The sequence below is a fragment of the Nocardia brasiliensis genome (genome assembly GCF_011801125.1).
GTDB classification, from domain to species: Bacteria; Actinomycetota; Actinomycetes; order Mycobacteriales; family Mycobacteriaceae; genus Nocardia; species Nocardia brasiliensis_C.
The window spans coordinates 1,974,063-1,992,973 of record NZ_CP046171.1 but is presented as its reverse complement, the minus strand read 5'-3'; the positions used below and the strand labels follow the sequence as shown (position 1 = coordinate 1,992,973).

At 70.1% G+C, this 18,911-nt stretch carries 18 protein-coding genes; 7 read left to right on the top strand and 11 right to left on the bottom strand.

Translation table 11 applies throughout. From position 1 onward, the window contains the following. Positions 1-132: 132 nt before the first annotated feature. Positions 133-1,056 (bottom strand): NAD(P)/FAD-dependent oxidoreductase, encoded by a 924-nt coding sequence (locus F5X71_RS08940; protein WP_167461521.1) that lies wholly within the window; start codon positions 1,054-1,056, stop codon positions 133-135. A 154-nt stretch (positions 1,057-1,210) separates the two neighbouring features. Between F5X71_RS08940 and F5X71_RS08935 the strand changes: the two genes are divergently transcribed. Together F5X71_RS08935 and F5X71_RS08930 are read left to right on the top strand one after the other, a co-directional pair. Further along, complete coding sequence (locus F5X71_RS08935) at positions 1,211-1,804, top strand: helix-turn-helix domain-containing protein (RefSeq protein WP_167461520.1); 594 nt, start codon at positions 1,211-1,213, stop codon at positions 1,802-1,804. 180 nt (positions 1,805-1,984) lie between these two features. Continuing rightward, positions 1,985-2,725: an ATP-binding protein gene (locus F5X71_RS08930; RefSeq protein ID WP_167461519.1), complete on the top strand. Its 741-nt coding sequence runs from the start codon at positions 1,985-1,987 to the stop codon at positions 2,723-2,725. A 12-nt stretch (positions 2,726-2,737) separates the two neighbouring features. Here F5X71_RS08930 and F5X71_RS08925 read toward each other — a convergent pair whose 3' ends face one another. Further along, positions 2,738-3,694 carry a diacylglycerol kinase gene (locus F5X71_RS08925; RefSeq protein WP_167461518.1) on the bottom strand — a complete coding sequence of 319 codons (957 nt, stop codon included), beginning with the start codon at positions 3,692-3,694 and terminating at the stop codon, positions 2,738-2,740. Then, positions 3,691-5,268 carry an FAD-binding oxidoreductase gene (locus tag F5X71_RS08920; protein WP_167466320.1) on the bottom strand — a complete coding sequence of 526 codons (1,578 nt, stop codon included), beginning with the start codon at positions 5,266-5,268 and terminating at the stop codon, positions 3,691-3,693. The genes F5X71_RS08925 and F5X71_RS08920 overlap by 4 nt, the downstream gene beginning before the upstream one ends. Positions 5,269-5,366: 98 nt before the next feature. Here F5X71_RS08920 and F5X71_RS08915 point away from each other — a divergent pair, with 98 nt between their 5' ends. Together F5X71_RS08915 and F5X71_RS08910 are read left to right on the top strand one after the other, a co-directional pair. Then, positions 5,367-5,999: a TetR/AcrR family transcriptional regulator gene (locus F5X71_RS08915; protein WP_174817029.1), complete on the top strand. Its 633-nt coding sequence runs from the start codon at positions 5,367-5,369 to the stop codon at positions 5,997-5,999. Positions 6,000-6,060: 61 nt separating this feature from the next. After that, the gene (locus tag F5X71_RS08910) at positions 6,061-7,611 is read left to right on the top strand and encodes a glycerol-3-phosphate dehydrogenase/oxidase (RefSeq protein ID WP_167461516.1); all 1,551 of its coding nucleotides are present in this window, start codon (positions 6,061-6,063) and stop codon (positions 7,609-7,611) included. A 110-nt stretch (positions 7,612-7,721) separates the two neighbouring features. Here the strand turns inward: F5X71_RS08910 and F5X71_RS08905 are convergent, their stop codons facing one another. The 4 genes from F5X71_RS08905 to F5X71_RS08890 form a co-directional block, all read right to left on the bottom strand. Beyond that, positions 7,722-8,891 carry an NAD(P)/FAD-dependent oxidoreductase gene (locus F5X71_RS08905; protein ID WP_167461515.1) on the bottom strand — a complete coding sequence of 390 codons (1,170 nt, stop codon included), beginning with the start codon at positions 8,889-8,891 and terminating at the stop codon, positions 7,722-7,724. 81 nt (positions 8,892-8,972) lie between these two features. Continuing rightward, on the bottom strand, positions 8,973-9,917 hold the full coding sequence (locus tag F5X71_RS08900; protein ID WP_167461514.1) for an RNA polymerase sigma-70 factor: 945 nt from the start codon (positions 9,915-9,917) through the stop codon (positions 8,973-8,975). An 84-nt stretch (positions 9,918-10,001) separates the two neighbouring features. Beyond that, positions 10,002-10,457: a GNAT family N-acetyltransferase gene (locus tag F5X71_RS08895; RefSeq protein ID WP_238815791.1), complete on the bottom strand. Its 456-nt coding sequence runs from the start codon at positions 10,455-10,457 to the stop codon at positions 10,002-10,004. Positions 10,458-10,554: 97 nt separating this feature from the next. After that, on the bottom strand, positions 10,555-11,235 hold the full coding sequence (locus F5X71_RS08890; protein ID WP_167461513.1) for a TetR/AcrR family transcriptional regulator: 681 nt from the start codon (positions 11,233-11,235) through the stop codon (positions 10,555-10,557). Between the two features lie 164 nt (positions 11,236-11,399). Between F5X71_RS08890 and F5X71_RS08885 the strand changes: the two genes are divergently transcribed. Beyond that, the gene (locus tag F5X71_RS08885) at positions 11,400-12,236 is read left to right on the top strand and encodes an SDR family oxidoreductase (protein ID WP_167461512.1); all 837 of its coding nucleotides are present in this window, start codon (positions 11,400-11,402) and stop codon (positions 12,234-12,236) included. A gap of 708 nt (positions 12,237-12,944) precedes the next feature. On the opposite strand, the gene F5X71_RS08880 is transcribed toward F5X71_RS08885, so the two are convergent. Then, complete coding sequence (locus F5X71_RS08880) at positions 12,945-13,565, bottom strand: hypothetical protein (RefSeq protein ID WP_167461511.1); 621 nt, start codon at positions 13,563-13,565, stop codon at positions 12,945-12,947. A gap of 1,030 nt (positions 13,566-14,595) precedes the next feature. Here F5X71_RS08880 and F5X71_RS36520 point away from each other — a divergent pair. Continuing rightward, positions 14,596-14,934, top strand: a complete 339-nt coding sequence (locus F5X71_RS36520; protein WP_194250761.1) for a hypothetical protein — start codon at positions 14,596-14,598, stop codon at positions 14,932-14,934. A gap of 293 nt (positions 14,935-15,227) precedes the next feature. Beyond that, complete coding sequence (locus tag F5X71_RS08870) at positions 15,228-15,596, top strand: FHA domain-containing protein (protein WP_167461510.1); 369 nt, start codon at positions 15,228-15,230, stop codon at positions 15,594-15,596. A gap of 154 nt (positions 15,597-15,750) precedes the next feature. Here F5X71_RS08870 and F5X71_RS08865 read toward each other — a convergent pair whose 3' ends face one another. The 3 genes from F5X71_RS08865 to F5X71_RS08855 are packed head-to-tail and all read right to left on the bottom strand — an operon-like array spanning position 15,751 to position 17,194. Continuing rightward, entirely contained in the window at positions 15,751-16,101 is a 351-nt protein-coding gene (locus F5X71_RS08865) for a protein kinase domain-containing protein (RefSeq protein WP_167461509.1), read from the bottom strand. Then, the gene (locus F5X71_RS08860; protein WP_167461508.1) at positions 16,098-16,925 is read right to left on the bottom strand and encodes a hypothetical protein; all 828 of its coding nucleotides are present in this window, start codon (positions 16,923-16,925) and stop codon (positions 16,098-16,100) included. Before F5X71_RS08860 ends, F5X71_RS08865 begins: the two co-directional genes overlap by 4 nt. Next, complete coding sequence (locus F5X71_RS08855; protein ID WP_167461507.1) at positions 16,922-17,194, bottom strand: hypothetical protein; 273 nt, start codon at positions 17,192-17,194, stop codon at positions 16,922-16,924. Before F5X71_RS08855 ends, F5X71_RS08860 begins: the two co-directional genes overlap by 4 nt. Positions 17,195-18,911 lie beyond the last annotated feature (1,717 nt).

Sequence of the window (18,911 nt, the reverse complement as noted above, 5' to 3'; positions counted from 1 at the left end):
GCGGAGTCTTCGGTGGATGAGGGACACCGAAGACTCCGCCTACGAGTCATAGCTTACCGTCCCAGCTGGAAGTGTTCCGGAATCCATACTGAATTCTCAGCTTCGGACACCTTCCCGCCGGAAACATCGCGACTAACCCGTCGAAACGGGCATTTGGGCGGCCGCAAGGGCCAGATCGCCGTTGATGGCGACCGCGGCGGTATAGCCCGCACCGGCCGCGACGATCACCTGCGCCGCGGCGTTCGAGACATTGCCCGCGGCCCAGACACCGGGCACGCTCGTCCGTCCCGACGGATCGACGACCACCCAGCCCTGATCGTCGAACGCGCACCCGAGGGCACGCAGCAGATCGGCCTCGGGCACGAAGGCCGGCGCGACGAACAGCGCGGCCCGCGGGACGGCTCGGCCGTCGGCCAGTTCCACGCCGCGCAACGTGCCGTCGACCACCAGCCGCGCGACCGTCCCTTCGACGATCCGCACGCCGCGGGCCGCGAGCTGGGCACGGTCGGCATCGGAGAGTTCCATGGTGTGCTGGAACAGGATCACGTCGTCGGACCATTGCGGCAACAGCAACGCCAGGTGCAGCACCCTGGGGTCGGTGCCGCCGAGCAGCCCCAGCGGCTGATCACGCACCTCATAGCCGTGACAGTAAGGACAGTGCAGCACCTCGGCGCCCCACCGCTCGCGCACGCCCGGCAGCTCGGGCAGTTCGTCGCGCAGGCCGGTCGCGATCAGCAGCCGGTGCGCCGTCAGCACCCGTCCGCCCGCCAGCCGGACCGTGAACTCCGCACCGCCGTCCGACCTTTCGACCTCCGTCACGAAGTCGTCGACCAGCTCGCCGCCATAGCCCACGACCTCGGCCGCGCCGACGGCCAGCAGGTCACCGGGTGCCATCCCGTCCCGGGACAGGAACCCGTGCATGTGCTCGGCGGGCGCGTTGCGCGCGGGCCCGCCCCGCACGACCGCGACCCGGCGGCGCGACCTGGTCAGCACCAACGCCGCGGACAGTCCCGCCGCGCCCCCGCCGACCACCACTACGTCATACATCTCGCTCATGCCTCCGCCTCGCGAGCGCTCGGCTCCGCCATGCGCGATGCGCGCTGTGTCATGATTCGCTCACTGCGTTCGCTCATGTCGTCAGCGTGCCGCTCCGCGTCCAGTTACGGCAACAAATATTGCTGTTTCCGGGAAATCGAGGTGCACTGGAGCAATGGAGAACCAGCCGAGCATCGCCGCGACCCTCGCCGACATCGGTCCACGGCTCAAAGCCGCGCGCACTCAGCGCAACGTGACGCTGACCGCGTTGGCCGAGACGACCGGGATCTCCAAGAGCACGCTGTCGCGCTTGGAATCCGGCCGGCGCCGCGCCGGCCTCGAACTGTTGCTGCCGATCGCACAGGCCTTGCAGGTACCACTCGACGAACTCGTCGTCGCCCCCAGAACCGCCGACCCCCGGGTCCACGCCCCCGCGCGGAAAGTGAACGGTATCACCGTCTTTCCGCTCACCCGGCAGCCAGGACCGCTACAGGCCTTCAAAATGGTGCTGCCCGCCGATCGCACCGAACCGGAGGTGCGGGTGCACGAGGGCTACGAGTGGCTCTACGTGCTGTCCGGCCGGTTGCGGATGATCCTCGGCGAGCACGATGTCGTGCTCGGCCCCGGCGAGGCCGCCGAATTCGATACCCGCCAACCACATTGGTTCGGCAGCACCGGCCGCGGCCCCGTGGAACTGCTCAGTCTGTTCGGCAGTCAGGGCGAGCGCATGCACATTCGGGCCCGACCCCGGCGCGCCCGCGCGGAGTAATCCCGGCGCGGATGCATCACGATTCGACGCCGTCCGTATTGTCCGATATTGCCAGATATGCCCGGCATCCGGACGCTGGAAAGAGTGAATACATCCGGCAGTCGTTTTCAGGGGAATCTCAGTGAAAAACCAGGGTATTCCCCGTTGCGGCGCCGAAGACGTTTCGGGACGCTGGAAGAGGTGAAGCCCCCGCTCGACACGTACGCCGACGAAGCCGTGCTCCCGCCCACCACAGCCGCACTGCCCGCCGAGGCCCTCTGGCCGCCCGCGGATCTGGTCGCCCGGCCCGAGCTGCCACCGGTTTTCACGCCCGACGCCGTGCACGACCTGCGTGGTCGGTCCGTGACCGAGTTGCGGTATCCCGCGAGCGCGGCACTGGTCGTCGCCGGTCTGCCCGGTGCCGGCAAAAGCACTGTGCTGCGCCGGTTCTTCGGCACCACCACCGATGCCGAGCAGCCGTGCGGCGGGCCGCAGGGATCGGTGGTGCTCGACTCGCTGCAGGTGCGCAATCGGTTGCGGCACCGGCTCGGCCGGATCCCCTATGCGCTGTGGCGGCCCGTCGTGCACGTCGCGCACTTCGCCGGAATCCGCGCGGCCCTGCGCGATACCGACGGTCCGGTGGTGATCCACGACTGTGCCACGGTCGGGTGGGCACGGCGGGTGATCGCGTTCTGGGCCGCGGGATACGGCCGCGAGCTGCACATGCTCCTGCTCGACGTGCCCGCCACGGTGGCCAAGGCCGGCCAGCACGCGCGTGGCCGGCGCTCGAACCGAATGGCGTTCGTACTGCACTGCTTTCGTTGGCGGCGACTGATGGAACAGCTGCGCGCCGGTCAGACCATGCGGCCCGCGCCGGAGTCGCTGGTGATCGTCGACCGGCGCACCGTCGACCGGATGCACCGGGTCACCTTCGCCCCGTAGCGGACTACGCGCTCACGGCACCAACACGGTCAGCGCACCCCGCACCGCGCGCACGGTGATCGGCAGCGCGCCCGCCGGTTCGCCGTCGGCGGTGGCCGGGGTGTCCGGCGCGGCGAGCGCGATCTGCGCGGCGCGATACTGGGTGACCTTCGGGTGGATCTGTCGTTTGCCCGCGGACAGGGCGGGCAGCAATCGCACCATTTCCCGGCGCGACAGCGCACCGACCACGGTCAGATCGAGCAGTCCGTCGTCCATCTCCGCGTCCGGGCAGATCAGCATGCCGCCGCCGTAGGTGCGGGTGTTGCCGATCGCGACCATCACCGCGTCGACCTCTAGGTTCGAGCCGCTGCCCGGGTTGGTCAGCCCCTCGGTGACCGCTCCGGTCAAGGTCACCCGATAGGGCACCGGGAACAGCCTGGAGATCTCGGCGAGCGCCGCGACGGTGTAGCGCATCCGGCCTTTCGGCCAGCGCATCCGGTTGGCGCGCAGGCTGACCCGCGCGTCGAACCCGGTACCGGACACGGTGGCGAACCAGATCGGCGCCGAATCGGGTACCGGCGAATCGATCCGGCCGAGGTCGATCGCCCGCGCGCGCCCGTCGAGCACCACGTCGGCGGCCGCCACCGGGTCTTCGGTCGGGATTCCGAGCTCCCTGGCGAGATCGTTGCCGGTACCCGCCGGGATCATGGCCAGCGGCACGCCCGATTCGGCGACGGCCGCGAGGATCACGTTGACCAGTCCGTCGCCGCCGATGCAGACCACGGCGTCCGGGCGGTCCCGCTCGATCGAATCCCGCACCCGCCGTACCGATTCGGCGGCCGAGGGCGCGCGCACCTCGGTGATCTCGACGTCCCGCGCGCGCAGCCGCGCCAGGGCCGCGGCGGCGACGTCGTGGCCCTTGCCGTGTCCGGACCGGGGATTGGTCACCACGGTGACCGAACGCCCGGTGCGGGATGAATCCTGTGTCACGGCACCAGCTTTCCAGGATTGAGGATGCCTGCGGGGTCGATTTCGGCCTTCACCGCACGCAACACGCGCACCCCGAGGTCACCGATCTCGGCGGGCAGCCAGGGCCGGTGATCGGTGCCGACCGCGTGATGATGGGTGATGGTGCCGCCCGCCGCCACGATCGCGTCGCCCGCGGCGTGTTTCGCGGTGTGCCACTGGGCGATCGGGTCGTCGAGCTGTTTGGCCACGATGGTGAAATACAGCGAGGCGCCGGTCGGATAGGTGTGCGAGATGTGGCACATGACCAGCGGCGGGGTACCCTGCCCGGCGAGCGCGTCGGTGAGCGCCGCGGTGACCTTCGCCTTGAGCACCGCAACGTTCGACCACACCGTGGCGGTCTCCAGGGTTTCGCAGAGCACGCCGACATCGAGCAGCGCGTCGCGCATGTAGGGCGCGCCGAAGCGTCCGTGCTCCCACTCGCGGGCCGGGGTCTCGCCGAGATCGGTACCGCCCGCCCCCGCGAGCAACGCCCCCGCCTCGGCACTGCGGGCCGCCACGTGCGCCGCGCTGCCTTCGAACGTGGTGATGGCCAGGCAACCGGTGACGGCGTTGCCGCCGATATCGCCCGCGCGCGCGAGGTTGATGCCGGTTTCGGCCTCGTCGGACAGGCGCAGCACCGTCGGCGCCGCGCCCGCCTGCACGATCGAACGCAGTGCGGCGGTGCCCGTTTCGAAGTCGGGGAACGACCAGGCCTGGTAGGCAACGATTTCCGGCACCGGATGCACGCGGACGGTGACCTCGGTGATCACACCGAGCGCACCCTCCGAGCCGACGAACAACTCGCGCAGGTCGGGGCCCGCCGCCGACGCGGGTGCGCGCCCGAGTTCCACGGTGCCGCTGGGGGTGGCGACCTTCAAGCGCTGCACCATGTCGTCGAAGCGGCCGTAGCCCGCCGAGGCCTGCCCCGAGGAACGGGTCGCGGCGAACCCGCCGATGGTGGCGAACTCGAAGCTCTGCGGAAAGTGACCGAGCGAAAGTCCGTGCGCGGCCAGCAATTTCTCCGCGCGGGGGCCGGTGAGTCCGGCACCGAGGGTCGCGGTGGCACTGATCGGGTCCACCTCGGTCACGGTGTCGAGCCTGCGCAGATCCAGCGCGATCACGGTGTCGAAGCGGCCGCGGACCGGGTCGACGCCGCCGACCACGCTGGTACCACCGCCGAAGGGCACCACGGCGACGCCCCGCTCGGCGCAGTAGGCCAGCACGGCCATGACCTGGGCATGATCAGCGGGGGCGACGATCGCGTCGGGCGCGTCCTGCGGCTCCTCGGCGCGCCGACGCAAGAGGTCGAACGTGCTTTTGCCGCCCGCGTGCCGCAAGCGGTCGCGGTGGTCGACCGACACATTGTCCGCGCCGACCACCCCGGCCAACCCGTCTCGTTGTTCCGGCGTGAGCGCCGACTCGCGGAGCAGCACATCGCCCTCATCGCGGCGCGCCACCGGGTCGCCGGACACTCCGAACACCTGCGTCAGAAGGTTCCGGATCTGTGCCGACAACGGCTTGTGTCCGGCGGAAATGCCCCAGGCATCCCAGACCATACTCGCCGCGGCCTCGGTTACGCCCGAGTTTTCCGCCGGAGTCGGTTTCCCGCCGGTGTGCTTCTGCGTCTCGACCATGCGTTACAGTTTGACATAGAATGTCAAGTAGTAACGATCCGACCCGAGGTGACACCTTGACCGCTCCGGACGACACCGCGCCCTCCGCCATCGACCTCGCGATCTTCGAGGCCGCGCGCCGCTGCGTCGAGGAATTCGGCGTGCGGCGCACCACCCTCACCGAGGTGGCCCGACGGGCCGGGGTCAGCAGGCCCACCGTGTATCGCCGCTGGCCCGACACCGGCGCACTCTTGGCCGAGCTGCTCGTGCGCGAACTGCGCGCGATCGTCGCCGACACCATGCCGAGCGCGGGCACCGGACGGGCCAGGTTGGTCGAGGGCATCGTCGCCGGTGCCGCGACCGTGCGCTCGAACGCGTTGTTCGGCAAGATCTTCCGCACCGACACCGACCTGATGCTCACCTACGTGTTCGGCAGGCTCGGCCGCAACCAGCGCGCACTGCTCGAGTTGTTCGCCGCAGGTATTCGAGAAGGTCAGCAGGACGGCTCGATTCGCGCGGGCGACCCGCAACATCTGGCCACCATGCTGCTGCTGATCGCGCAATCGGCCGTGCAATCCGCGGGCACGGTCGCGTCGGTGCTACACGGCGCGGAACTCGACGCCGAGCTGCGCCACGCGATCGACGGCTATCTCGTTCCGGCCGGGGCCCGGTGACCCCGGCCACGCCTGCCCAGCGGCGCACGGGCGATGCCATCTCTTTCGGAAAGGTACTGCGATGACCAGGAATTCGACGATCACCGGCGATGCGGCCCTCAACGCGGGCCGGCGCACACGCGAGCTGCGCGAGCTCGGTGACGAGACGGGGATCGATCTGCTGATCATCGGCGGCGGGGTCACCGGCGCGGGCGCCGCGCTGGACGCGGCCGCGCGCGGACTGCGCACCGTGCTGGTCGAACGGCACGATCTCGCGTTCGGCACCAGCCGCTGGAGCTCCAAACTGGTGCACGGCGGGTTGCGGTATCTCGCCAGCGGGCAGGTCGGCATCGCGCACGAGAGCGCCGTCGAGCGCGGCATCCTGATCGGTACCACCGCACCGCATCTCGTGCGACCGCTGCCGCAGCTGGTCCCCCTGCTGCCCGGCATCGGCGCCGCGCACAGCGCGCTCGTGCGCGCCGGTTTCGTGGCAGGTGATCTGCTGCGCCGCGGCGCGGGCACCCCCGCCGCGATCCTGCCCCGGTCGCGCCGGGTCGCCGCCGCCGAGGCGCTGCGACTCGCCCCGACCGTGCGGCGCGCGGGGTTGCGCGGTGGACTGCAAGCGTGGGACGGACAGCTCGTCGACGATGCCCGCCTGGTGGTGGCGCTGGCCCGCACCGCGGCGGCCCAGGGCGCGACGGTGCTCACCCGCGTGGAAGCCCTTGACGTGACCGGAGATTCGGCGACCCTGCGGGACACCCTCAGCGGCGAGCGCATGACGGTGCGGGCGCGCGCGGTGGTGAACGCGACCGGCGTGTGGGCCGACCAGGTCGATCCGAGTATCGAGTTGCGGCCGAGCCGCGGCACGCATCTGGTGTTCGACGCCGCCGCGTTCGGCGGGCTCACCGCGTCGCTCACGGTGCCGGTGCCCGGCAGCACCAGCCGATTCGTCTTCGCCTTCCCCGCCGCGCACGGCCGGGTGTATCTCGGCTTGACCGACGAGGACGCGCCGGGCCCGGTGCCCGACGAGCCCGAGCCGACCGAGGCCGAGATCGACTTCCTGCTCGACACCATCAACACCGCGCTGCGGGAACCGTTGACCCGGGCCGATATTCGCGGCAGCTACGCCGGCCTGCGGCCGCTGTTGCAGACCGCCGACGACAGCACCGCCGACATCTCGCGCAAGCACGCGGTGCTGACCTCGCCGACCGGTGTCATCACCATCGTCGGCGGCAAGCTGACCACCTATCGCCGCATGGCGCAGGACGCCGTCGACGCCGCGGTGACCCGCGCCGGGTTGTCCGCCGGTCCCTGCCGCACCCGGCGACTTCCGTTGGTAGGCGCGGTATCCGGTGCGGCACGCGATCGTATCCACGCACCGTCCACGCTGATCGACCGTTACGGCAGCGAGGCCGCCGCCATTCTCGCCACCGCACAATCCGACCCGGCACTGGCCGAACCGGTCGCACCCGGAATCGACGTCACCGCGGCGGAATTCGCCTTCGCGGTAACCCACGAGGCCGCCCTGACCCCGGACGACCTGCTCGACCGCCGCACCCGTATCGGTCTGGTCCGCACCGACCGCGCCGCAGCCACCCCAGCAGCCCTAGCCGCCCTCGCCCCGGTCACCTGAGGACCCCGATCGATCAGAGCCGCACTGTGACGCGGCGAAGGCCGCCGCGCGCCGACGAGAGTTCGTCGGCGCGTGGCGTCCGGAGATCCACTCTGCCAACAGGTCTGGCATCACGCGGCGTTGAGCTGATCCGTGCCGGTGACGACGTGGCGGCGACGGCTCGGCAGCATCATGGTCGGGTGTGCGATACCCCAGGTGGTGCTCGCGCAGATCATCTCCTTGATGCGGGCGCCGACCCAGCCGGTGAAGACGGTGGAGGTGACCTCGTCGGCGGGCGTCACCCGCTGGACGAGCCCGTCGTGCCGACCGAGGCTGACGCATTGCAGGGCGTAGCCGATCGGGGCCTCGGGCACCTTGCGTCCGGTCAGCCGCGCGGCGAGGACGTCGGCGGCCAGCCAGGCCATGGGAGTCGCTGTGGCGCAAGCCATCCGCAGCGGTTTGCCGCCGACACCGATGGCCAGCGCGGCGTCACCGACCGCGTAGACGTCGGGGTGTGAGACCGAGCGCATACCGGCGTCCACGACGATCCGTCCGGTGTCGGAGACCTCGAGGGTGGTGGCGGCCGCGATCGGGTGCACGGTGAAACCGGCGGTCCACACGGTCACCTCGGCCGGAATCTCCCCGGCTGCGGTGACCACGGTGTTCGCTTCGACGCGCGCGACGTCGGCGTGCTCGTGCACGGTGATGCCGAACCGGTCGAACACGCGGCGCAGATGCCGTTGCGCCTTCTCGCTGAGCCAGTCGCCGACACCGCCGCGGGCGGCGATCGCGACGGCCAGGTCCGGATACGCCTCGGCGATCTCGGTGGCCGCCTCGATACCGGTCAGGCCGCCGCCCACGATCAGCACGGACGCGCCGGCCGGCAACGCGCGCAGCCGATCCCGCAGCCGCGACGCGGCCTGTTTCCCCGCGATGTTGTAGGCGTGCTCGGCGACCCCGGGGACGCCGTGGTCGGTGGCGGTGCTGCCGAGCGCGTAGACGAGGGTGTCGTAGGCGAGAGCGTCCCCGCCGTCGAGGGCGACGGACTTGCGGTCGACGTCCACCGCGGTGACCCGGGCGGTACGCACCTGGATGCCGGTGCCCGCGAAGAGCTCCCGCAGCGGACGCGACGGCAGGTCCTGTCCGCTCGCCAGCTGGTGCAAGCGGATCCGCTCGACGAATTCGGTGTCGGCGTTGACCACGGTGATCTCGACATCGTCACCGTGCAGCCGCTTGGCGAGGCGGCTCGCGGTGTTGGCTCCGGCGTATCCGGCTCCGAGGACGACAATGCGATGCTTCATGGCTCGCTCCTATCTGGGTTGTGCTCACCTCCTGAACCGGACAGCCGCACAATCCCTGACAACGAACGAGTGAGACCTACGTCACCATGCCAATTCGAGCGGCTGATGCGGCTTGCTCGCCGCCCACTGCCGCGCCACGTGCGTCAGCTTGTCGGGGTTGACCTGGATGTGGATGCGCGCGACGCCCTCGGGTGTCATATCGAGGCAGAACACGGCGATCACCTGGTGGTTGACCTCGGCCAGCAGCGCGGGCGCGCCATTGGCGACGACGGCATAGAAGACCGGGACACCGCCGACCATCGCGCGTTTGCCCTCGGTCCGCATGAACAGCCCGTGCAGGTAGCGCGCGATCCGCGACGCGCCGAGCACCGGGGTCTTCCTGGCGTGCACCCGCCCGCCGCCGTCGGCCACGCTGACCGCGTCGTCGGTGAGCATCCGGATCAGTGAGTCGGTGTCGCCGCTCAGCGCGGCGGCGAGGAATTCCTCGACCACCTTGCGCGCCGCGACCGCATCGATCTCGGCACGGGCTCGCTCCTGACTGAGATGCTGTTTGGCGCGACGATAGATCTGCTGGCAGTTCGCCTCGGTGCGGTCGAGCAGCTCGCCGATCTCGCGATGGGAGTACCCGAAGGCCTCGCGCAGCACGTACACCACGCGCTCGTTGGGCGAGAGCCGCTCCATCAGCGTGAGCATCGCCATCGAGACCGACTCGCGCTGCTCGGCGGTGTCGGCCGGGCCCAGAATCGGGTCACCGACCAAGACCGGCTCCGGAAGCCACTCCCCCACATAGGTTTCCCGCTGCGCCCTGGCCGAGGTCAGCTGGTTGAGGCAGATGTTGGTGAGCACCTTCGTCAACCAGGCCACCGGCGTCTCGATCAGTGCGCGGTCAGCCGCGTGCCAGCGCAGATACGCCTCCTGCACCGCGTCCTCGGCATCGCCGGCCGACCCGAGGAGCCGATAGGCGATCGCCTCCAGGCGGCCACGGAAGCCCTCGAACAGATCGGCCTCTTGCATGCTGAGCGACATGAGCCAATAGTCGGTCAGATCGGGCCGACGCGTCCACCCGCGCGACCCGGCCGACGGCCAACTCACATTCCGCTGACGAGCGGCTCAACTCCCCGAGGTGGTCTCGTCGAACGACCAGGCGTCGAGGTCCGCGCGCATGCAGGCCCTCGGCCAGTCGTCCAGGCCGTGCTCGGCCTCGGCGTTGCGAATCGCGTGCAGGCCCGGCGTCTGCTCCTCGTCGGCGAGGTAGCGGAACCCGATCCGCTCGTAGTACGGACCGTTCCAGGCCACCTCGGTGAAGGTGGTCAAGGTCATCGCCCGCGTTCCGCGCGCCTTGGCCCAGCGAACGGCGTGATCGATCAGCTGTTTGCCGATCCGCCTGCCGCGATGGTCGGGGTGCACGGAGACCTGGTCGATGTGCACGTCCCCATCGACCAGCTCGGCCATCAGGTAGCCGATCGGCGGGTCGGCATCGTCGGTCCACACCCAGACGCGCCCGGCCTGCTGGGCCTCACGCAGTATCTCCAGTGCGGGCGGGTCGTCCTCCGCGACAGCGGTCATCCCGATCTCTGCGAACGGTCTTCCCGCCGCGATCTCGATTTGCTGAAGGGCAGGCAGGTCATCCTCGGTCGCCGGACGGATCACAGACACGACCCTATTATCGGGTCCAGGTGACCGGCGTGCCGAGTATGCCGTCGATGAGCACGCGAAGCGCCCACTGTGTGCGCGCGTCGCCGTCCCCCACGGTCAAGGATTCGCGCATCGCCACGATCATCGGATAACGCTCGGCCGATAGCGCGGCGTAGCGTGCGGTCACCTCCGCGATGTGCTCTTCGGCCCGCATCCGCTTGGTGTTGTAGGCGCTCTGCTCGGCGGCGGCCGCGGTGATGTAGAGAAACAGCAGATCCACGGCCCACGAGTTGGTCTGCTCGGCGACCCCGCCCTCGGCGAGCAGCGCGAGCATGCGATCCACGAGCACCAGCGCGTTCGCTCCGGTCGGGATCGAGCCGAGCGCGACGAGTGCGACGCCCTCGTGCCTGCTCATCACCGCGATCGCCGATTCCACCAGCGCGACGAGCCGCTCCCGCCAGGTGCCGTCGGCCGGTTCCTCGATCATGCCGAGCACGTGATCGAGCATGGCGGCCATCAGGTCGTCGCGGTTGGCGACGTAGACGTACAGCGACGCCGCACCGGTATCGAGTTCCTGCGCGACCCGGCGCATGGTCAGGGCGGCGAGGCCGTCCTGATCCAGGATGCGCAGGCCGGTCTCGACGATCACGTCGCGACTCAACGGCGCCTTGGCTGGGCGCGCTCGACGGCTCACAGGCGCTTCGTTCATGGGGCGAGCATACGTCATGACGAACATTGTTTGACACGAACACCGTTCGTCTCGTACCGTCGACTTCAACGAACAATGTTCGTCATCACCCTCCGTCCTCGCCCCGATGCGGCGCTGCGCCGATCCGCGAGTGCGGTCAATGCACCACTCCCCCAAGGATTCCCATGCTTCTCATCACCGGCGGCCGCGGCGCGGTCGGCACCCGCCTACTCCAGTTGCTGCGCGCCGACGGCCACAGCGTGCGCGTCGGCTCGCGCCGACCCGACGAACTCGCGCTGCCCGCCGACGTGCCCGCCGTCGCCTGCGACCTGACCGATCCGAGCACCTTCGCCGCCGCACTCGCCGGCGTCGACGCGGTGTTCCTCTACGCCGAACCCGCGGCGATTGACGAATTCGTCTCCGCCGCACACGAAGCCGGCGTCGACCACATCGTGCTGCTCTCCTCGACCTCCGTGCTCGACCCCGACGTGGCCGCCAACCCGATCGGAAAAGCCCACCTGGACACCGAGATCGGACTCGCCGAGGCGCCGATGACCACCACCGTGCTGCGCCCCGGCACCTTCGCGAGCAACGCGCGGCTCTGGGCCGGCCCGATCAAGGCCGGGCAGCCCGTCAGCCTCCCCTATCCCAACGCCTACGCCGAACCGATCCACGAACTCGACATCGCCGCCTGCGCCCGCACGGTGCTCACCGAACCGAAACACCGTGCCGCCCAGCACACTCTGACCGGCCCCGAAGCGCTCACCTTCCGCGAACAGTTCGACCGCGTCGCCGAGGTCATCGGCAGGCCCGTCGAGATCGCCGAAGTCACACCCGAGGAATGGAAACAGCAGATGGCGCCACATTTGCCCGGGTTCGTCGCCGACGGGCTGCTCGATCACTGGCGTCGCTACGACGGCACCCCGATCCCCCTCACCGACACCGTGACCACCCTCACCGGCCACCCGGCCCGCACCTTCACCACCTGGCTGCGGGAACACGCGGACGAATTCACGAGCTGAGACAGGGTCGCATTCGTCCGTTGATCGGTGGCCGAATGCACAGCTGAGCAGGGCAGGTTGGGCCACCGGTCACCAGTTGGAAGACGATCATGGGCTGCGACAGGCAGGGCGCACCGGGCTGTTGAGCCTTCCGCGTCGCGCCCTCGCTGCGCGGAAAGAGGTCGATCGCCACCGCGGTGACCGCGCTCGCCGCGGGGCGGGCGCTGGTCGACCAAGGCGTGCTCGGGGTGACGCCACGCCAGGTAGTGGACGAAATCACCACATGAGCAGGCACGTTGAGCGCTGAGCGCTGGCTGGATGAGGACCGGACGAGCTGCGACAGGCACAACGCGCCGGACTGTCGAACCAAGTAGTGGACGAATTCACCAACCGAGCCGAGCGGGGGGCGTCGGGCGGTTGATGACCGGGTGGTGGGGCTGCTCGACAGTGGGGCGAGGTCATCGGTGCACGATGCTCGGCCGTCCGGGCGCGGGCGTTGGCGTGTTCGGGAAGTGGGCGGGGTGGTTGCGGGCGAGATGGTGACCACAGTCGCGGGGTGTGGCGCATGACGGGGCCGGTCGGGTTGTCGCAGGCCGGGCGAGTAGCGGTGCGGGAATCAGATGTGTACCGGCGGTGCTGGATTCGACGGATGGGGGCGAGAGGCAGGCGGGGGCGGCGGGTCCGCGTGCGGTGGTCCGAGGGCGGCCGAGACACCGGTTTGCCTCAGGTTCACGCTCTATGCTGGCTTCGGATATCGGTAGTGCGCCGGGAAGGAGGGCGCGGGTGCGCAGCAAACCGTTCACCGTTGGTATCGCACCGGGCAACGGCCTGGTCGCGCGCTTCGGTGGCATTGTCGTCTACCTGTCGGGTGAAACCGCTTCCACCGAGCGAATTCTCGGCACGATCGAGGCAGTCGCGGAGTTCGACCACCCCGGTGCGGCACTGGTTCACCGCCTCGCCGCCGTGGTTTTCGCCGACCCCACCGAACCGCAGCACTTCGGTGTCCTCGCACCCACCGCCGAGGGCACCCTCATCCTGCTCCGCGGTCCCGTGCGCGCCGAGATCAGCGGCGCGGAAGGCACCCGGCGCCTCGACGGCACCCGCGCGTTCACCTGGGTCGACGAGATAGTCCGAGAACCGTTCCGCCGCATCGCGATCGGCGCGGCCGCGGTTTCGTCCCCGAAACCCCTGCCCCGCACCGACCTCCGCGCGGGCGTCGTCCCTGGCGGCGGTTTCGTCCTGAATGTCGCGCTCCGCCGTGCGCCCCGCCACCCCATCGAAACACCGGACCCGGCGGTAGACCGCACCGCCCACCGCCGCACCGCATCCCAGCACCCATCGGTCATCCACCCTGGACCATCTGACGCGGGCACCCTCGATTGTGCCGCCGCGACAAGGTCATCCAAGGCTGGCTCAAACGGCACAGCTCGGCCAAAACGACCGTCCACCCCGTCCCCCGCCGAACCCGCGCGACCCACCTCCCGCAACGGCGCCCCCGCACAGCCAACCGACCAACCCGCGGCAGCCACGCGCAACGGCGCTCCAGCAGGACCAATCGACCAACCCGTACTACCCGCGGCAGCCACACGCAACGGCACGCCACGGCCGACCGTCTCCACCGACGAGCTAGAGGCAACCGCCGCTTCGGGTTTCGGCGCCACACCCGAACCGACCGGCGAATCCGACGCGATCGCAGCATCTTCCGCCGCACCATCAGCCACCGCAGCCGACAAACCCGCACGGGTCACCGCCCGCCCAACCAAGCGCACAGCGGCCCGACCAACCGTCCCGACCAACGAACTCGAGGCAACCGCCGCCTCAGGATTCGGCGCCATGCCCGAACCAACCGGCGAATCCGACGCGATCGGAACTGCATCATCTGCGCGCTCAGCAACACCGAAGGATGTCGCGGAGTCAGCAGCAGGTGCGAACGCAAGCGAGGCCGCCACTTCTCGAGCGCAAGCTTCGGCGGCACGATCAGCCACGAACCCCACACGATCCGCAGCCAACCCACCCAAACGCGCTACGGCACGACCAACCATCCCGACCAACGAACTCGAGGCAACCGCCGCCTCAGGATTCGACGCCACACCCGAACCAACCGGCGAATCCGACGCGATCAGAACCGCATCATCTGCACGCTCAGCAACGCCGATGGTTGTCGCGGAATCAGCAGGCACGAACGCAAGCGAGGGCGCCGCTTCTCGAGCACAAGATTCAAGGGCACGATCAACCGCACCGCATGCGGGCACGAGCACAAGCCGAGGCGCAAGCACGGGCACGGGCACGGGCACGGGCACGGGCACGGGCACGGGCACGGGCACGGGCACGGGCACGGGCACAAATGCTGGCAGAGCCACGAGCTCAGGGGCCAACACGAATGACGGCCAAGCCAGAGGCAACGGCCCGGCCGCTGGCGCTGGCGCAGGCGCAGGCGCTGGCGCTGGCGCAGGCGCAGGCGCAGGCGCAGGCGCAGGCGCAGGCGCAGGCGCAGGCGCAGGCGCAGGCGCAGGCGCAGGCGCAGGCGCAAATAGGAACACACGCACAGGTACCGGCACGAACACAGGAAGAGGCGCAGGCACGAGTGCAGAGCACGGCGTGGGCGCAGCTGCGTGCACGGGCACGAACGCTGACGTTGTCGAACGCACCGGCGCAGACACAAGGGCGAGCACAGGCGGAGTGGGCGCGGGGACTGGTGCGAGCACAGGCGGCGGCGTAGGCGCGGAGGCCGGTGCGAACGCGGGTGGGCACACGACCGCAGGCGAAGGCGCGGAGGCGAATTCAGGGCGGGGCTCGAGTGTTGAGGGACGGGCGGGCACGAATGCCGGGGCGGGAGTGGGCGCTTCGATCGTGCAGCCGCGGCGGCTCGGCCGGATACTGCCTCGACCGCGGCCGCCGGTCGGGAGCACGGCTGCGGCGGATCGGCCACTGGCTTGGTCGCAGGTGCGCCGGCCGGGCGGATGGCCGGAACCTGTTGCGCTGCCCCAGCCTTCGCAGCACCGCGGACTGCGGGTGACGCGGCCGGTGCTGGAGCGGGCGGTCGGGGCGCTGGTTCTGGAGAACGGTACGGCCTATCCGCTCGATCGCCCGTACGTGATCGGGCGCGGACCGCAAGCCGACGAAACGGTGCGCGCCGCCACCGCCGCGCCGATCGTGATCCAACGTGACCGCCACGTCTCGCGGGTGCACACCTACGTCTCGGTGGACGACGGCAAGGTCTTGGTACGCGAGGCCGAATCCACCTCCGGCACCTTCATCGCCCCACCCGACACCGACGAGTGGACCCGAATCACCACCTCCCCCACCGAACTCCACCCCGGCTGGCGACTCCGCATCAGCAACCGCGTCCTCACCTACCACCCCGAAAACCCCGCCCCCTAGCCCGCTCGACTGCATCGCGCCAGTCGCCTCGGACCGCACCGGTACCCGGCATCTACTCCTGGACAAGCGATCACGAGGAACTGGTGGCGGAGGCTACTCGCGCGATGCCGCCACCATTTCCTCGTGGTCACTCGTCCAAGTCGGCGATGCCTCTCTACTCGGTGGCGGGAGGGGTACGCCGACGGGTCCGGCGTAGGTAACGGCGGCGCTTGCCGCCCGGCAGGTACTCCATCACGAGCAGGCACAGCTCCTCGTGTTCCAGGTAGTCGAAGACCCGCACCACATGCGGATGGTCGATGGCGGCGAGCATCCTGGCCTCGGCGACGAAGCGCCGCCGGACCCGTTCGCCGTGCACGAACTGCGCCGGAACCTGCTTGATCGCCACCGGTCGACGCAGCCTGCGATGGGTGCCCGCGAGCACCACCCCGCACCCGCCGCGGCCGAGTTCGGCGCCGATGTCGTAGGCGGGCAACGCCTCTCGCACCCGCTCCCCCTGCTCGGTCACGGCCGGGGTCCATCGGAGGGGAGTCGCTGGACGTCGAGTTCCGCGCTCTCGTCCGGCTCGTCGGCTGCCTCGGTGTCGGGCTCCGGCGTCGGCGCCGCATAGCCGAGCAGGAAGGAGACGGCGGCCGTGACACCGGCGAAGGCCAGCCACAATCCGGTATCCGGCACCCACCAGCGCGCCACCGACGCGGTGAACGCGAACACCAGGCCGATCCCCAGTCCCGGTGCGAGCAACCGCAGCCCGCGCTGCCAGCGGTTCACCGAAAGCCGATGGCGCGCAACCGCCAACGCGGCGTCGGCCAGAGCCAACGCGGTGAGTATCGCGAGCGCGACGCCGAACAACCCGTATACCGACCACAGCGACCCGCGTACATCGGTGATCAACGGTATGGCGGCGACCCTCGCGTTGTCCGCGCCGTAGACCGCGAGTTCGCCGCCGAGGAACCCGACCGCCTGCCCCTGCAGGCCACGCAACTCCAGTCGGTAGCGCAGCGATTCGGAACCGCCTGGCGGAATGGTCAATTCGACGGCGGTCGAGTAGGAGAAGAAGGTCAACCCCAACACCTGCCCAGCCAGGTCCACGTGCCGGATCTCGACCGGTGCGCCGGTCTTGTTGGACAACTCGATCGCGACCCGCACGGTGCTGTCCGGCTCGAGGCGCAGTGGCTCCTCGACGGAGGTGTCCGCGATGTCGTGTCCGTCGAAATTGGCGGACATGTCGACTCCGTCGGGTCGCGCCGTCGCCGCGGCCGCCGGCCACAGCAGCATCGTCAGCAATAGCATCGGCCCGAGCAGAACTCCGATGCCGCGATGCGGTCCGCTCATCCGCCCCTCCGCGCCGGTAGATGCGAAACGAGGCGATGGCCGTAGTACCAGCCGCCGAACAACAGGACGAAGACGATCACGGTCACTGTGCCGGTACCGGAGCCGATGCTGCTGACCAGCACCACGTCCAGCGGGGCGGACAGCGTCGGTCCGCATTTCGCGGTCACCTCGTGCCGACCCACCTCGACCGCACCGGTGGCCAACGGCACGTCGAACGCACCGTCCGCCCCGGCCACGGTCGTGCCGATGGCGACATCCCCGATCGCCACTCGCACCGGAGCCTGCGGATCGCACCCTTGCCCGCTCGCCCTGACATCGGTGCCGGGACCGACCGCGCTCGGCATGAGAGCCAATGCCGGGCGGGAAGATTCACGCGGTGGTGGAGGTTGAGGTGCGGGCTCCGGCGGGGAATCGGCGGGCGCCCGCGCCGGATTCCGCGGCGGAACAACCGGCCCCGGCGGCCGCACCGGCGCAACGACCACCGGTGGCACCGGCGGCGGCACCGGGACAACGGGCGTCTGCGGATCAACGGCACCACCGGGCTTGGGATCCCCCGGTTGCGGATCTCCTGGCTTGGGATCACCCGGTCCCGGGTCACCAGGCTTGGGATCACCCGGTCCCGGGTCACCAGGCTTGGGATCACCCGGTCCCGGGTCACCAGGCTTGGGATCACCCGGTCCCGGGTCACCAGGCTTGGGACCACCCGGTCCCGGGTCACCAGGCTTGGGACCACCCGGCCCCGGGTCACCAGGCCCCGGGTCACCCGGCTTGGGATCACTCGGCTTCGGATCACCAGGTTTGGGGTCGACCGGCCCCGAATCCGGCCGCGGATGCCCGGGCTTCGGATCGCCCGGCGTTCCCGGGCACGTCGGCCCATCCCCCTGCCCGCAGGGTGCGGGTTGCCGAGGTTGCGGCGCGACCGGCCCGTCCCGCGTCCCGGTCCCATCGGAGGTCCCACTCCCATCCGGCTGAACACGAAAATCCCGCGCTCCCCCGATAGAAGGAACAGCAGGAGGTAGCGGCGGCCGAGGAGCTGGCGGAGGAGCTGGCGGAACCTGCGCCGGACCAGACGCCCCGACCGCGTCCCGCGTCCCGGCCACATCGAAGGTCCCACTCCCATCCGGCTGAACACGAACATCCCCCGCTCCCCCGATAGAAGGAACAGCAGGAGGTAGCGGCGGCCGAGGAGCTGGCGGAGGAGCTGGCGGAACCTGCGCCGGACCAGGCGCCCCGACCGCGTCCCGCGTCCCAGCCACATCGAAGGTCCCACTCGCATCGGACTGAGCAGGAACACGCCGCGCTCCCCCACCGGAAGGAACAGGAGGAGGTGGTGGAGGAAGCACCACAACCCCGTCCCACGTGCCACCACTGTCCGGCGGCCTCGGGCTCGTGGGCTGCTGCACCAACACCACCCCGCCGGACACCCGTTTCGGACTCGTGCGCTGCCGCACCAACACCACTCCGCCGGACACCCGTTCCCCACTGACGAATTGCCCAACGGAACCTGCCGAGCGCACGAACCCCTTGTCCACCGCCGCATCTCGAACGCTCGCCGCACCGGCCGCCCCACCGCTCGCCGCACCGGCCGCCCCACCGCTCATCGCGACGGCGCACAGCAGTCCCATCGCACAGCTGATCGCTTGTCTCGCATGCCGAGTTCCCGCCTGCCGGCCCAGCGCGCCGACACGCGCAACGGCTGGTGCCAACATCCCCATCGGCCATGCTCTCGCTAGGCGTAGCTCCGCCGTCGCCGCGGTAGTGCGGCGGGGCCGACGGTGTCCGTCAGCCGCCGCGTGCTGCGTGCGGATCACTAGCATCGTAATGCTCTGTGCGCCAACGCGGAGCCAACTCCGGCGCGCCACTCCCGGACTGTGCCGCGGCTCGGCGCGGCGCAGGGGGTGGCGCGCATGTTCCGCCCCCTGAACGCGACGAGTGCATACCATCGAGGTAGCCGGTCCACTGCCCGACTCAGACACTGCGAAGAGG